Below are 14,684 nucleotides of genomic sequence, written 5' to 3'. Positions count from 1 at the left end.
CCTCCTACCCGACTTTAATGATCGCTTTGCCGATCGCGCCTTTCAGATGCTTTTCCCAAGCAAGATGGTAATCATCAAGACTGAAAATATTTTGCGTCAAAGCGCTCAGGTCCAGGCGGCCGTAGACTTTGACCGCTTCGGCAAAATCCTCTTTGGTACTGCCGACCGAACCGATCAAGCTCTTATCGAAACAAACTAACGATTCAAAATCATATTCCAGTTTCGCGTAAGGCAAACCGAGCAATAAAATCTTTGCCCCGGCTTTGCTTTCGTTAAGTACCCGGTTGAGCGCTTCCGGCCGACCGGTCGCTTCGATCAAATAATCGTAAGCGTCAAGCCCGGCCAGCTCATTAAAACCCCGGATCTTTTTGTCCCGGATCGCGCCGGTCTTTAATTTGTTCCGGTCAAAAACATCAACTTCATAACCGGCCAGGACGATCAGTTGGGCGCAGAGGTTGCCGATCGTTCCAAAGCCGACGACCGCGACCTTCCGGGATCGGCCGGCATCGCCAGCGGTCAGCTTCCTGACGCCGCGCAGGGATACCGCCAGCGGCTCGATCAGGCAGGCTTTTTCCAGCTGGGCGCCCGGGGAAAGACGGTGGACGAACCGGCTGGCCAGCTTCAGATACTGCGCGTAGGCGCCGTTAAAGTTAAGGACGCCGACCTCTTTCCTTTCGGCACAGCCAAGCGGATTATTCTCCTGGCAGGGCTGGCAGTCGCCGCAGCCTAAGATGCACTCACCGACAACTTTATCGCCAACCTCAAAGTCTTTGACGTTTTTCCCTTTCCCAGCCACTAGCCCGGAAAATTCGTGGCCCGGCACGATCGGATATTTAGCCCAGCCGGACTTGTAATAATCAAGTTTACCGCTAAGAATATCCAGATCGGTCGAACAGACGCCGACATATTTGACATTGATGAGCACTTCATCGCCGTCGACAGTAGGGATATCCCTGACCTGGAGCTGATGCCGGTTTGTCCCGGTGATCACTACGCTCCGGTTGCTCTCCGGGAAATACAACTCGGTTTTTAATTCATTAGTCAGCTGGCCGGCACTGTGCTGGCCGTCATAAAGCCCCTTGATCTGAAAGAAGCGGTAAAATGGCGCCTGGGCGATCTTGCGCGGCGACTTTCCCCGGGCCAACCCATAATAAAAATCGCGGCAAGTAAGCAAGGCGAACAGCAGCGCCGCCTGCCTTTTATCATAAATAGAGTCAGGAAAAATCGCCGTGTAAGCGATCGATTCGCGCTTGAAGCGGTTATAGATGCGCCGGTAATTCTCATCGTGGATGTGGACGATCACGGCATCGGCCCGGTAATAAACGTAAAACCCCTGCTTTTGCACCTTATGCGCCCAGTCAATATCTTCCAAGCCCGGCAGGTTTTCGTCAAAGGGAATTCGTTCCCAAAGCGATCGTCTGACTGCCGCGTTGGCATTATTGCCGAAAGACTCTTCGACCAGGATCTTTGATTTATCCCCGAAATTGCCGCGCAGATCGCGTTCTTCGGAAAGCTTTGTGACTTCATTCCCTATCTGCCGGCCATAAACCATAGCGATCTTATCATCCTCAAAAGACTGAATTAGATTATTTAACCAAATATTATCCTGTGGATAAGCGTGGCCGCTGACAAAGATCAAATAATCGCCGTTCGCGTTCCGGCAGCCCAAATTGAGCGAGCGGCCGAAAGAAAACTCCTCCGACCTTATTTTGACGATCTTGACCGGATACCGCCCGGCCACCTCCAAAGTGTTATCGGTTGAGCCGGAATCAACAATTATTATTTCCCAGTTTTTGTAGCTTTGCGACTTAATAGTCTCAAGTAATCTGGCCAGGTGCGCCCCTTCATTGAACGTCCTGATGATGATCGAGGCTTTAACGTTAGCCACCGGAGACCTCCGCGAAGGCGGTACACGGCATGCTGTCAACCTGACTGACAAAAAGCGGAATGGCAAAAAACCGCTTGATCCTGGCCCGGCGGGCGATCGCTCCAAGATTGAGATCTTCAATAATCATCAGGCGGCTCTTATCTTTTAGCAGCAAGCGGTGCGCTTCTCCCCCCAGCTCAAGATGAGGAAAAGAGGCAATGGAAATAGTGTCAATGCCGATCGCCTTAAGCCCTTTGAATTTTTCGCGGATAAATCCGGCCGCTTCCGGATGAAGCCAGGGACTATTGCTCACATACTCTTTTTTCTGCCGTTTTTTCCAAAAACCAGTCCTGAGCAACAATAAATCACAATTTCTGGGACAAGCTTGCAACTCGTCCGCTCCAATGCTCTCCCCTGCCCGTTTTGGCAGATCGATCAGGTGCGGCTTATCAAAGATAAAATCGTTAATGGCAAACTCGCCGACCCTTTTGCCCTGCCGGTCAAAATGATACGGGGCGTCAATGTGGGTGCCGTTATGGTTAAAAAGCGTGATCTTATAAGAATTCCAAGTCGCCCCTTTATTGAACGAATCGATCGCCTCGATCTTGTTTGGCAAATTGTTGGTAAAAACCGGCATTTTGTCTTCTAGGTCATAGGAAACCCTGATAATCTTCATTTCTCACCCCTTCGGCTATGTTTCAACCCGACTAGAAGATTATTTAAGGTGTTTTTATGAACGGCTGCCCAGGCGAGCGGACTGCTGTTAGCATCGTGGGCCGAAAGCAGGCAATTAGTCATTTTCCGGAGCGGACTGTTCTTAGGCAAAGGCTCAGACTCAAAGACATCGAGCCCGGCGCCGGCGATAAGCTTTTTCTTTAAAGCTTTAACCAGCGCCTTTTCATCGATGATCGGCCCGCGAGCAGTATTGATAATGAACGCATTTGGCTTCATCAGCGCGAACTCTTCAGCGCCGATCAAATGGCGGCTGGTTGAGTTAAGCTCGCAATTGAGACTGATAAAATCGGCTTGTGCCAGCAGTTCCCTTTTAGACAATATCTTGGTCCCGGTCTCTTGAAGAAAAGCGTCATCGATCTTAACAATATCGGTGCCGATCGTCTTCATGCCAAAAGCGGCGGCCCGCCGGATAACTGCTTTGCCGATATTGCCGACGCCGATCACCCCCAGCACGCGCTCTTTAAGCGAAACGCCCTGCGTCTTCTGCCATTCGCCCCGGCGCATGGCAGAAGTGTTCCAGGGAATATTTCTGGCAAAACTAAGCATGTAACCAAGAACGGTATCGGCGACCGGATCGGTGAACGCGTTGGGCGTGTTATAAACACTTATACCGAGTTTTTCCGCCTCGGCCTTATCGATCGAATCGATCCCTGTCCCCCATTTGGCGATAACCTTGAGCTTTTTCGCTCGATGCAAGACTTTCGCCGTAAACCGGTCGTCCCCGCAAATCACGCCGTCAAGATCCCCGACCAGCTTAAGCAGGTCCGCTTCTTCCAATCTTTCGCGGACTTTCGGCACAACGATCGCAATCCCGTTCTCCCGGAAAAAAGATTTGAATTCGCTGATCACCGGCTGCAGATATGGGGCGGAAACCAGCACTTTCCATTTCATGTTAGCAATTCCTCCAGCTTTTTGGCAAAGGTCATTTGCGGATCGACCGAGAGATCACCGAATTGATCCGCCAGCGGTTCCAAACCATGCCGTTTCATTTCTGCCGTTTCACCCTCGTCGGCTATCTTATCCAGCACCCGCGATAAAGAGGTTACATCATTGACCAGATGAATCGCTTTAGGGTATTCAAGCATCGGATTATGGCTGAATTGGGCCTGACAGCTATAAACAATAGGTACGATACCGAGCGCGATCGCTTCCAAGGCGACCGTACCGCCCGTCAACAAAACCGCATGAGAAACCGAAATATAATCATATATTATAGCAGAATTAGGAACGATTTCGGATTCAGCCGGCACTTGACCAGTCAATTGACCGTTCACCGCCAGATTGGGGTGGAATTTGATGAAACTATGGTAACGGCTACCGCTCTTCTTTAACGCCGCTGAAAAGTCGCCCAACAGGGAAAGCGTTTCGGGCACCAGCGGAGAAGTGGCCAGAAAAATATTCTTTTGGGCCGCCGGCAATGAGTATTTGGCCAGCAGCTGGGGCAACGGTGGCCGGCGCAACGCATAATTTACCAAGGATCGTAGCCTCAGCGCGCCTCCGACAACCACCCGGTCAGAGGGATAACCGGCCCGTTTCATGCATTCGGCCCCTTTTTGACCGCAAGTAATGATGTGATCGGGCAAAGGCATGTTGTTACTATTATCTCGGCCGCGCCAATACGCCCCCAGCTCGCCGGCCCGAAACACATAGTTTAGGAAATTATTACTTAGCGCGGAATGCTGATAACCGATGCTTTTGGCCTTACCAAGGGTATTGTAGAGCAACGCCCGTTCCAGCGGCTGAAATTCAAGACGGAAGATGATCGCTTTGAACCGCTCCAGGCCGAGCCGATTAAAAGCGGAATAAAGCCAGAGCCAGTTGAACAATTGTCCGTTCAACAAAGAAATATTTAATTCTTCACGGATAAAATCAGAAAGATCTATCCCCTTAACCTCCAGCGTCCTCTCTTTGATCAGCTTGAACAGGCCATGAAGTTTCAGGACCAGACGGGAATTAAACGGAGCCAATAAGTCGTTTATACCGATAAACTGGTCCAGAAAGACCACTTTTTTATTTTGGCCCAAACTCTTCAGGTCGCGGCGGCTGGTAAACAGGGCGCGCAGGCCGGTAAAAAGCCAGATCAACTGGTAAACAGCGCGCTTTCCCTCCAGCTTATCGCCGATATTGCCAAAAAATATATCGCCCTTTTCCACCGCCGGACGGCGCCACCACCCGGGATACAAGCTAAAGAACGCTAGTCCGCCCGGCGCAAACGTTTTGACTGACCCGATGCATGACAGACGCAAAAAAGATCGCTTAATGACCATGCGCCCTAGTTCGATAATTCCCGTCCAGTAGTAAGAGCGCGTGAACTTAAAAAGGCCAGGCGCGTATATTGGAGCCGCGCTTGGCGCGTCCTGATCGACGAACTTAATCTTTTTTACCCGCAACAAAGCGCTGACGGCTCGCCTAAGATTGTCATCAGCGATAAATAGGCGGAGCTCATCATATGTTTTCTCCTCCAACAAATAATACAAGCGGAGAAAAGCATAAAGCCGGTGGACCGTCTTATCCAGCCAGATGTTTTTTTCACTGACATTAAGGAACCACCACAAGTTTATCCGGCCATAAGCAAATGCTTCCCTAGGAAAACCGGCGATAAAATTAAGATAGAGCGCTCTAGCTTCTTTTTCCGCCCTAAGGGAAATATCAGCAGAATCAACGGGCGTTATCCCGGCAAGCGCGCGGGCCTTGAGCGCTTCGGCCGGAGATATCCCGAACGTTAGAAGATGAATAGCAACTTTCCGATCATCCGCAGGAAGGCCTCCCCATTCACGGCCCAGATCATCCGCCACTATTAAAACATTTTTTCTTGCTTCAGCCATGATTTATTATTTGCGCTTACTCCTCCGGAACGACCAAATAAAACCTGAGATAATAAAGCAAAGCGTTCCTATACCGGAAAGCCAGAAAGAATGAATGAGCATTTTGGGCTGGTACTTCAAGATAACCAGATTTCGCCCTTTATCGACCATAACAGCACGAAAAGCGCCGTAAGCCGGCATTATCTCTGTCAGCCGGCCGTTAACACTGGCCAGCCAATCAGGGGCAAAATTCTCTGCCAGGATAAGCTGCTGCCTGCCGCTGGAATTCACATCGATCACAATCCGGTTATCAGAATAATCGGTGATTGCAAGCGTTCCCCCTGAACCTCTCAATTGTGACAAAGCTTCGATCTGCTGCGGTGAAAGATCCCTCCGATCATAGACCACCTGGCGCTTAAGTTGCGCCTCCGAATGTTTGTCGATGTAATCAACGATCTCTTTTTCCCCGCTGACCAAAGCATAATTATTGGCGAGAAAAAACCTCGGCGACCAGGAGTTTATTTCATAAACGTAATAATCCATCGGCTGAAACAATGTCTTTAAATACCACTTGATCTTTGAGCGTTCAGCCAGCGCGGCAAAATCATCGCCCTTGTTGATCATTTTCATTCCCCGGCGGCCGGGGTCACTGATCCTGTACAAAGAGAAAACATACCGAACATTATGCAAAGCCAGCAGATCGGGCCGGAAGGATATTTGATCGATCGGCCCATGCTTATTAGTGCTGTCGATCAGGTAAGCTTTGTAGGGATACGACAGGAATTCATCCCTTTTATCTTTGATGACCGATTCCCAATAAACCGCGTAACGACGCGAGTATTGTGAGGCATAGCCCCCGGCCACCTGATAACCATTGTAAAACCCAACCGTCGGATGCCAGTTGAGCCGTTCGGTCCGGTTAATAAAAGCTATTCGATAATCATATTTGTGCGCCGACCGGTACTTTTCAAACAGCGGCGAGCGGAAAAACGTTTTATAAGACGGCCCATCAAGCACCCTTAACAGCGCCACATTGGTCAATCTTTCCGCAAAGATCAGCAGGACAACAAAACCGACGAGCCAGGCGCGTTTGATCCGGAACAATTTAAGCAGATTGATCCCAACGAGAAACAGCAGGGTGAAAGTGATCAATATGAAAAGACCGATATGCCGGTCATAACCTGGTTTATTGAAGTAGTAATACAACAACAGGAAAACCGAGCTCGCGATCAAGAGAGAATATTTTCGAAAGTGCTCCTGGATCAAAACCATAAAAGCTTCAAAATTCGCGATAATTATCAGCAAAGTAATGAAGGGAGACGGCAGAAGAAACCTGGATAACCGATAATCCTTCAAAGGCAAGTGTTGTCTTAAGTTCTGGAACCAGGCCGCTGAATCAACAAAAAACGCAAAAAAGAGAACCACAAGATAAAAATATAACAGCGCCCGGATCAGCTTGTCCCACTTCTTAAAACGGAGCAGACCGAACAAAAAGATAAAGGTCGAGATCACGCCAAAGTTCATGGCCGAAGCGCCAATCGTATAATTGAACAGCCCCTTTAAGCGCTCGATCAAAGCGATCGGCTGGTCCGGTATCCACTTGACCAGACCACGGCTGCCGATGCTGGTACTGGAAAATAGGGAAATTATCACTGGCAGGTTCATAACGACAACAAACGACCAAAGCCAAGAAAAAGCAACCAAGAGTTTTTGGCGCCTGTTCCTGTCCGGAGTAGCAAAGAAAATGAAAAACAATTGGAAGACCGCGATAAAAGGAGCCCCTTTAGCCAGGTAAATATTAGCAGCGGCAACCAGCAAGCCTAAAAAGCTTAAAAGCCTTCTTCCTCTCTGCTCCTCAAAGACAAACCTCTCCAGGCAATAAAAAAGGAGCGGTATTGTCGCCAGGTCAAAGATCCGCCAGTAAGTCAGGCTGAAAGTCCCCAGCGCCCACAACAAACCGCCCGCAAAACTCGCCTGATCATCAGTCTTCAGATAATATTGCAGAAAAAGATACCCGCCGTAACCGGCCAGGATAAATTGCATCATCGTAACCGCGACAAACGCCCACGGGTCCCGGAACAAACCGCCCACCAGCATCGGGAGGAATAACCAATTTATGTCCATATATAAGAATGGCAGCCCGCCCAGATAATCCGGGAACCAGAGCGGCAGGTGGAACGACAGGACGCGCCTGGCCATTTCAACCTGATACGGCCAGAAGGAGTCCAATTGGTCATGGAGCTTCAGTAGCATCTGCTCGCCAAAAATGAACCTATCTAAGTGCGCGACAATCGCGGCAAGCAAAAAATAGAAGAAAAAACGAATCCCCTTTAATTGCCAAAGCCCAAATATTCTTTCCTTTATGTATTGCATATTATCTATCCGGACGCTCAAGAACCGCCAGGCAACGGGTCGCCGCCAGGTTAGCCCATAACGGCCTGGTCCGCTCTTCCATTTGATATAATCCGCGAACGATAAACACTGGAAACTGCCAGGGCTGAAAGCCGCCGGTCAACAGATAACTGAGACCAGCGAAGGGAACGACCTTGCGCAAATGTAAACCGCTTTCAGAATTTCCCCCCTTCAGCGGAGAGTTGCGTTTTACTAAACAAAGGCGAGGAATTTCAGCGTTGCCGCTCATCGGCTCTTTGTCCTTGGGGAAAGCATTATGCCAAACATCCTCGACGACCACGCAATCCTCATGGTGCAAATATTTATAGAACAGCCTGGAGAATATGGTCGTATAAGGTTCGATCATGACCAGGCGCCCGCCGGGACGCAACACTCTAGCGATCTCACGAAAAGCGACCAACGGCGACTTCAAATGATGCAATACATCTACAAAAAAAACATTAGCAAAGCTTTGGTCATCGAATGGGAGTCGGTGGGCATCACATACCACTTTTATTCCCGGATAAGGAAAGATATCAGAAGTTGTAACATCTTCAACGACATCAGACAGGAATCCGGGCCCGCTACCAAGCTCCAATGCTGGCCCGGGGATAAGTTCCTGCCGTAAAAGATTGGCAAACACTTCGCGATAATAATAACGGAGCGAGCCCTTTGCAAGATATGTCTTGCGATGATCTTCAACCCAATCAAGTTTATGTTGGTCTTTAAGCATTTTTAACTCCTGGGTTCATAAGTTCATAACTTTAAATAAATTTCAGCTTTTTCGCCGCGATACCGCTCATTTTCAGCAACAAGAAGCCGTCGCGAAAACGGGAAATATTTGTCGTGCCGTAAGTCCTTTCGCCATAACGGACAGGCAGATCAAGAATTTTCAGATTGAGTCTGGCGGCACCGAAAAGAAGATCAAAATCACCAAAGGGGTCAAAGTCACCGAAATAGTTGCGGTTGGCTGCGATCTTCTCATAATCACTCCGCCACAGGACCTTGGTGCCGCAGAGCGTGTCACGAACCTTTTGTCCAAGCAGGTAGCTAAAAAGTTTGGCAAAAAATCGGTTGCCCAACAGGTTGAGAAAACGCATCGCTTTTTCATCCATCGGGTAGATCAGGCGGCAGCCATTGACGAATTCGGCCTTATTGCGCGCCAGCAGGTTAATGAACTTCGGCAAGTCCTCCGGTGCGACTGTAACATCAGCGTCAAGGATGATCAGGATATCGCCTCTGGCGCTGGCAAAGGCGTGGCGAACCGCATCCCCTTTCCCTTTTCCCGGCTGCTGCAAGAAGCGCCAATTCTTTTCCGGATTCCGCTCGATCATCTCCCGGATGCGCTCCGCAGTATCATCCGTGGAATTGCCTTCAATCCATATCACTTCGGAACCGTCCCGCAATGCCGGTAAACGATCGGATAGCTGCTGCAGATGACCAGCTTCATTCCGGCAAGGGATCACGATACTGCAGGTCGGCTCTTTTGCCGGAACACTCGCCTGTTTAATTGGTCGGGCAATGATGCCAAACATCAGGTTCAATTCACTGATCAACGGCAGATTACCGACATAACGATTTATCCACCTCGAAACCGGCCCCAAATTAAAGGGAAAGATTATATAATTGGCGCCGCGGATGATGTCATATTCAGCTGTCTGGAGCATTTCCCTGACAATATCCGAACTCAACCAGTTATTAACGGGGTTCTTGACCTTGAAACCCAGCCACTCCGCGATTTGGAGCGGTATTTGCCAGACCCGGCTGTAGCTGATGACGATTATCCTGGTCCGCGGATGACAGACCGTATGAAGCGCCTCAAAAACCGCCTGAACATCATGCATCTCCGTGATGCTATTGCATAACAAGACCACGTCAAATTTCTCGTTAAGCCCCGTCAAAAGAGCGGGATCCTGCGCATCCCCGACAAAAAAGCTAAGTTCATTATTGGCATGCTTTTTTCGCGCCAGCTCGATCATCCCAGCCGAAATATCGATTCCCACACCCCGGGCGACATCAAGCGAGGCCAGCATGTCGCCGTTGCCGCAGCCGATATCTAAAACTTTTTGGCCGGGAATGATGACCGAGGAGAGAAAACGCTTTAATTCGTTGTAATAACCTTTAGTTCGCCGTTTGCTCTCATCAATTTTTAATGAATTATTATTGTAATAATCCCTGACCTTGGCAACTGTTTTATTTACCACTATTTGTCGCTCCTTTTACGCTTTGGCTTGAATATCGACTTTGCCAATAAGGGTCGTTCTTCAATAGTGCGATCACCCGCCCGATGTCTTCCGGCGTATCAACCGGCTGGGTGATATATTCCGACACGCCGGAAGCGATCGGCAAATCATGCTCGATCGCCCGGAGCATATCTATCCCTTCGATCAGTTCGAGCGGCGTCCGCTCCAGCCGCGTAAATTCCTGAAGAAAGTCACCGCGAAAACCGATGACGCAAGTCTGCCGATAGAAGACCGCTCTTTTTTTGACATCAAAGACCGAAGCCGGTATCGCCTGCCTGGTCAGGTAGATCAGCCGGTTATGGCGGGAAATGACCGCTTTGATCCGGTGATGATTTTGCAGATCGGCCTCATCTGTAATTCTTTCAATCAGATTAGCACACCTGGCCGACGGGTCGTTTTTTAGCTTTTCGATCGTCAGCTCGATCACCGGCGGCGGCATGGCCGGCTCATCCCCCTGGACATTAAGGACCAGATCATTGCCGGAAACATAACCAAGCTGTCTGGCCGCTTCAGCGACCCGATCCACCGCCGAAGGGCACTGGGTTGAGGTCATAACGATTTTAGCGCCAAATTTCTCACAAGCCTGAAGAACTCGGTCTTCACAGACAGCCATGACCACCTCCTCGACCCCTTTGGCCAGCAAAGATCGCCGATAAACGTGCTCGATCATCGGCATCCCATCGATGATAGTCAACGGCTTTTCGGGGAATCGCCAGGAGCCAAGCCTGGCTGGAATAACTATTAATGTGCGCATCAGTTGTTCTCCATTGCGATAATTTTATCTGCTCCCCATTGAGACGTGTATTCTTTATTTGCTCGCTTTAAGACCGCTGCTCTGCTTTCTCCCGCCGCTAAGCCATCTAGGCAGGAGCGCAAATAAGAACCCATTCTCTCTCCCGCCCGGCCGTCCCGATAAGGATCGAGCTTATCACAATACTTTGTCCAATCGCCCAGATCGGGTAAGTCGCCGCGATTATTTTTGTACTTTTTAAGAGCAGCGATCAATTTGTCAACATCATCGAATATTAATCTCCCCTCTCCCCATTTGTAGAACTCGTGGGAACGGAATTTTGTCAGGTCGCAATGAATGCCCCGACAACCGGCTATGGCCGATTCAATGACCGCGGTCGAGATGCCGATCCCAACTGCCATGTCGCCGGCCGCCGCAGCGTCAACAGGCAAACGGCCTATTTCTTTGTTAAAGCGGAAACATCTGCCTGTTGCCATTAATTTATTTAAAGCCGGCAAAACCTGGCCAAGATCAGCCAGAAATTGCGGTTTTTTTGTTTTGATTATTATTCCGATGCTCTCATCTTTCAGTGCCCAGTTGATAAATGCCAGATAATATTTTTCCATCATTTCTTTTGAAAATTGATATTGCGGCCCAAAAACATTGTCGAATAAAGCGATCACGAACGCCGCGCCTTTCGCTCGCAGCTTTTCACGTACCGGCCGGGATCTTTTGAGTATTTCCTTAAAAACCAGATCATTTGGATAACCGGTCACGACATTTGTCGTGATCTTATTAAGGTTGGGCGACAAATAACAATTGGAGCGCGGCGTCCAGCTAAAAAAGACATCTTTCACATGATACCCAAAATACGTTTCTACGTTTAGAAATAACTCTGAGCGCTGCTTGCCAACAGCCAGACCAAGCTGGCCGGCAGCAAAAGCAATTGTTTTAGGGATATGATCGATCCCGCCTTCCCCAATTATGAAATTGATCTTAACGTTAAAGTCTTGATAAAAGGCTCGCCAGTAATTAACTGCTAGGAGCAGCTCTTTTCCCTTGGCCATGATCCATTTATCAACACTATTACCGGGCCTGATCGCTGAAGGGGAGAGTTCCAACCTCTTCGCCGAGCCAGGCCGCCAGACTGGGGCGTTTTTTCTGGCAACCGATCCGCGATTCAACGACACCCAACGCATCCCCATTTTTTCGATCTGATCTAAGACGTTTTCGGCAACCGGCCTACCAGTGACATTGTCCGCCCCTTCAAAATAGACCAGAACCTGGCCCGGATCGATCCGGCTCTTGGCCAACCAGACAAAATCAGACCGCCGCTCGAGATTTAACCCCTCGGCATAAGCGACCGCGAGCACCGGCTTATTGACCGAAGAAAGAGCAGGCCGGTCAGCAGGCTTTATTTCACGAAGAAACCTTAATAACGATCGGCCGATCGCTATTAGGATCGATTGACCGGATTTACGTTCTTTAAAAGTTATTAAATACTCCTGATCGTCCCAGACCCGCCGAAACAGGGCGAAAATCCCCTGATCAGTTGTGAAAACCAGTTCCCGGGCACTTGACGTGGGCTTGTTCCTCTTTTGCCATTTAGCAACGCAAAGATCGCGCGCGATCTGATATATCTCGGTCTTTAACGATTTTTGGAAGAAGACGATTGTTTTATCGCTGGGCAAGACTTGCTCGATCTTTTGATAGATCGGTAATTCAGATAACAGCTTGGACATTTTTAAAGCTAATTCTGAAGCCAGCGTCTCCACTTCATATTTTAATGAAGCGCCGGATTCGCTTTTCATCTCGCCCAGGTCATAAGCCAAAGTCATCTGATTTTATCCCCTAACAAGGCTTCAGCCACTTTAAGGTCGTATTCGGAATCTATATCGAGCGATCTTTCAGCCGGCATCACATACGCCATGGTTTCTTCGGTAACGAACGCTTTCTTTTCCAGCAGCCAATCGACGCGCGCGCAATAAACGGCGCCATTGAGAGTATACGCTTTCGGCAAATCCTGGCGGCGCAGGATAAATTTCTCTGTTGAGATCAAGGGGCGCAAATGATTCTCACGGTCAACGGAAAATGTCCAGTAAAGGCTTTTCCCCGCTTCGACTACCGAGACGCATGAATTTGCTTTTGTTTTAAGGCACATTTCAATGCAACCATCAATATCCGCCGCTGCTCTCAGCGGTGAAGTCGGCTGCAATAAAACAACATAATCGTATTTGTCTTTTAGGATCTTTAAAGCATGTAGTACGACCTCAATCGTCAAAGTGCCATCCCCGGCTAATTCAATCGGGCGCACAAAAGGAACCTCGCAACCGTTATTTCGTGCTACAGCTATAATTTCCTGGTCTTCCGAAGACAGGATCAAACGATCAAGCTGTTTTGACTTTTTTGCCTGCTCGATCGTCCAGACGATGAGCGGTTGCCCGGCGACCTGCTTCAGGTTTTTACCGGGAACCCCTTTGGACCCGCCCCGCGCCGTGATGATGCCGAGAATTTTACTCATGATTGCCTAAAACCCCGGAAAGATTGATCTTTTTCCAGATATAATTTTTTAGCGGTCTCTCTGGCCTTGATCCTTTGATGGGAGTAATAATTCTCGATCAGTTGGATGTTGGCGTCATGGAGCGCCCGCAATACTTCATCCTCGGTCATCTCGGTAAAATTAACCGACAACAGATCGGAATTAGTGTGTTTATTTTCATAGAAGTCGGCGCAATCCTTGAGCAGCCCTTTTTCGATCGCGTAATAGTACAACGGAGAGCCCGGGTAAGGCGTGACTGGTCTGATCGTCCGCAGCTGCGAATGGTCGTCGTATTTCAATAAAAACTCCATCCCCAGGCGCAGCGACTCGGCATTCTCGCCGATATTACCAAAAATAATATTATAGCCCGGGCTGATCCCGGCCGCCAAAGTGTTTTCTATCCCTGTAATAATTTGCTTGACGGTCAGAGCCTTATTCATCGCCCGCAACGCTTTTTCATCCATTGATTCAATTCCATAATTAATAAAAACACACCCGGCTTCCTTCATCAGCTTTAGAAGATCGGGCTTGGCGTAATTCAATCTGCCGTTGCAATCCCATTTAATGTTCAACTGCGCTTTTATGAATGCCCGGCAAAGCTCTTCCGTCCTGGCGACCGAGGACATCAGCAGCTCATCGCCAAAGGCGATATAAGTAATGCCGAATTTCCTTTTCAGCAATTCGATCTCCTCGATGATGCTGTCGCTCCGTCGCGGCCGGAAACCCTTGTCCATCCGGTAGCAGAAATTGCATTCAAAAGTACAGCCCCGCCCGGAAAGGATCGGCATGACAAAGTCGGCATTGGTCGCGTGGGGCATCCGCAGCAGCCGATAATATTCTATTGGGAAGAGCTCATAAGCCGGGAACGGGATGGAATCTATATCTTCGATCAGGGGCCGGCGTTCGTTAACAACAACCTTGTCGCCCTCCCGGGAAGCGATCCCTTTGACCTCCTTCAGCGGCAATCGCTGCGCCACCGCTTCTAACAATTCGATTATCGTTCTTTCGCCTTCGCCGATGACCACCGCGTCAGCGCCGGTCTTTTTCAAGAAGTACTCCGGCTCCGGTGAAGGACCGTGGCCGCCGATGATGTAAAAAGGCCGGTTCTTAGCGCGGTTGATCGCCTCGGATATTTTCAGCAATTTCCTGTATTGGTAATAGCCGCCGACCACGCTGACACCGATAAAATCATACCGGTTCTTATCAAGATGGGCCTGAAGATGCGATTCGGGATAATGATGCTGATCCTGGCTATAAATCTCTACTTCGTGGCCGGCTTTAAGCAACACGGCGGCAATATACCCCAAACCCTGGGGGAACCAGTGAATATAGGAGTCGTTATCATAAACTACCAGTAAAACTCTCAAGCCATTAT

At 49.3% G+C, this 14,684-nt stretch carries 11 protein-coding genes; all 11 read right to left on the bottom strand.

What is annotated here, in order from left to right; all coding sequences use genetic code 11:
- Positions 1-4 precede the first annotated feature (4 nt).
- The 11 genes from WC903_06775 to WC903_06725 all read right to left on the bottom strand — a co-directional run bounded on the left by WC903_06775 (position 5) and on the right by WC903_06725 (position 14,676).
- Entirely contained in the window at positions 5-1,888 is a 1,884-nt protein-coding gene (locus tag WC903_06775) for a glycosyltransferase (protein MFA5893639.1), read from the bottom strand.
- Positions 1,881-2,543 (bottom strand): cyclase family protein, encoded by a 663-nt coding sequence (locus WC903_06770; protein MFA5893638.1) that lies wholly within the window; start codon positions 2,541-2,543, stop codon positions 1,881-1,883. The genes WC903_06775 and WC903_06770 overlap by 8 nt, the downstream gene beginning before the upstream one ends.
- A complete protein-coding gene (locus tag WC903_06765) occupies positions 2,540-3,493 on the bottom strand; it encodes a phosphoglycerate dehydrogenase (protein ID MFA5893637.1) in 954 nt (317 codons plus the stop codon). Before WC903_06765 ends, WC903_06770 begins: the two co-directional genes overlap by 4 nt.
- Positions 3,490-5,427, bottom strand: a complete 1,938-nt coding sequence (locus WC903_06760) for a hypothetical protein (GenBank protein MFA5893636.1) — start codon at positions 5,425-5,427, stop codon at positions 3,490-3,492. The genes WC903_06765 and WC903_06760 overlap by 4 nt, the downstream gene beginning before the upstream one ends.
- A 6-nt stretch (positions 5,428-5,433) precedes the next feature.
- Positions 5,434-7,659 carry a YfhO family protein gene (locus WC903_06755; GenBank protein ID MFA5893635.1) on the bottom strand — a complete coding sequence of 742 codons (2,226 nt, stop codon included), beginning with the start codon at positions 7,657-7,659 and terminating at the stop codon, positions 5,434-5,436.
- Between the two features lie 121 nt (positions 7,660-7,780).
- A complete protein-coding gene (locus WC903_06750; protein MFA5893634.1) occupies positions 7,781-8,530 on the bottom strand; it encodes a class I SAM-dependent methyltransferase in 750 nt (249 codons plus the stop codon).
- A 31-nt stretch (positions 8,531-8,561) separates the two neighbouring features.
- Positions 8,562-10,001, bottom strand: coding sequence for a bifunctional class I SAM-dependent methyltransferase/glycosyltransferase family 2 protein (locus WC903_06745; protein MFA5893633.1), 1,440 nt, complete (start codon positions 9,999-10,001; stop codon positions 8,562-8,564).
- Positions 9,991-10,794 carry a 3-deoxy-manno-octulosonate cytidylyltransferase gene (locus tag WC903_06740; GenBank protein ID MFA5893632.1) on the bottom strand — a complete coding sequence of 268 codons (804 nt, stop codon included), beginning with the start codon at positions 10,792-10,794 and terminating at the stop codon, positions 9,991-9,993. The genes WC903_06745 and WC903_06740 overlap by 11 nt, the downstream gene beginning before the upstream one ends.
- Entirely contained in the window at positions 10,794-12,608 is a 1,815-nt protein-coding gene (locus WC903_06735) for a hypothetical protein (GenBank protein MFA5893631.1), read from the bottom strand. Before WC903_06735 ends, WC903_06740 begins: the two co-directional genes overlap by 1 nt.
- Positions 12,605-13,291 (bottom strand): acylneuraminate cytidylyltransferase family protein, encoded by a 687-nt coding sequence (locus WC903_06730; GenBank protein MFA5893630.1) that lies wholly within the window; start codon positions 13,289-13,291, stop codon positions 12,605-12,607. Before WC903_06730 ends, WC903_06735 begins: the two co-directional genes overlap by 4 nt.
- Positions 13,288-14,676, bottom strand: coding sequence for a radical SAM protein (locus tag WC903_06725; protein MFA5893629.1), 1,389 nt, complete (start codon positions 14,674-14,676; stop codon positions 13,288-13,290). The genes WC903_06730 and WC903_06725 overlap by 4 nt, the downstream gene beginning before the upstream one ends.
- Positions 14,677-14,684: the final 8 nt, after the last annotated feature.

Source organism: Candidatus Margulisiibacteriota bacterium (assembly GCA_041658645.1).
Taxonomy (GTDB): Bacteria; Margulisbacteria; WOR-1; order O2-12-FULL-45-9; family XYB2-FULL-48-7; genus JBAZZV01.
This window is presented reverse-complemented; position numbering and strand designations above follow the sequence as displayed.

Bases quoted from the DNA above. Each gene is read 5' to 3' on its own strand.
- WC903_06770 (MFA5893638.1), bottom strand. From the start codon at position 2,543: ATGAAGATTATCAGGGTTTCCTATGACCTAGAAGACAAAATGCCGGTT.
- WC903_06765 (MFA5893637.1), bottom strand. From the start codon at position 3,493: ATGAAATGGAAAGTGCTGGTTTCCGCCCCATATCTGCAGCCGGTGATC.
- WC903_06760 (MFA5893636.1), bottom strand. From the start codon at position 5,427: ATGGCTGAAGCAAGAAAAAATGTTTTAATAGTGGCGGATGATCTGGGC.
- WC903_06755 (MFA5893635.1), bottom strand. From the start codon at position 7,659: ATGCTACTGAAGCTCCATGACCAATTGGACTCCTTCTGGCCGTATCAG.
- WC903_06750 (MFA5893634.1), bottom strand. From the start codon at position 8,530: ATGCTTAAAGACCAACATAAACTTGATTGGGTTGAAGATCATCGCAAG.
- WC903_06740 (MFA5893632.1), bottom strand. From the start codon at position 10,794: ATGCGCACATTAATAGTTATTCCAGCCAGGCTTGGCTCCTGGCGATTC.
- WC903_06735 (MFA5893631.1), bottom strand. From the start codon at position 12,608: ATGACTTTGGCTTATGACCTGGGCGAGATGAAAAGCGAATCCGGCGCT.
- WC903_06730 (MFA5893630.1), bottom strand. From the start codon at position 13,291: ATGAGTAAAATTCTCGGCATCATCACGGCGCGGGGCGGGTCCAAAGGG.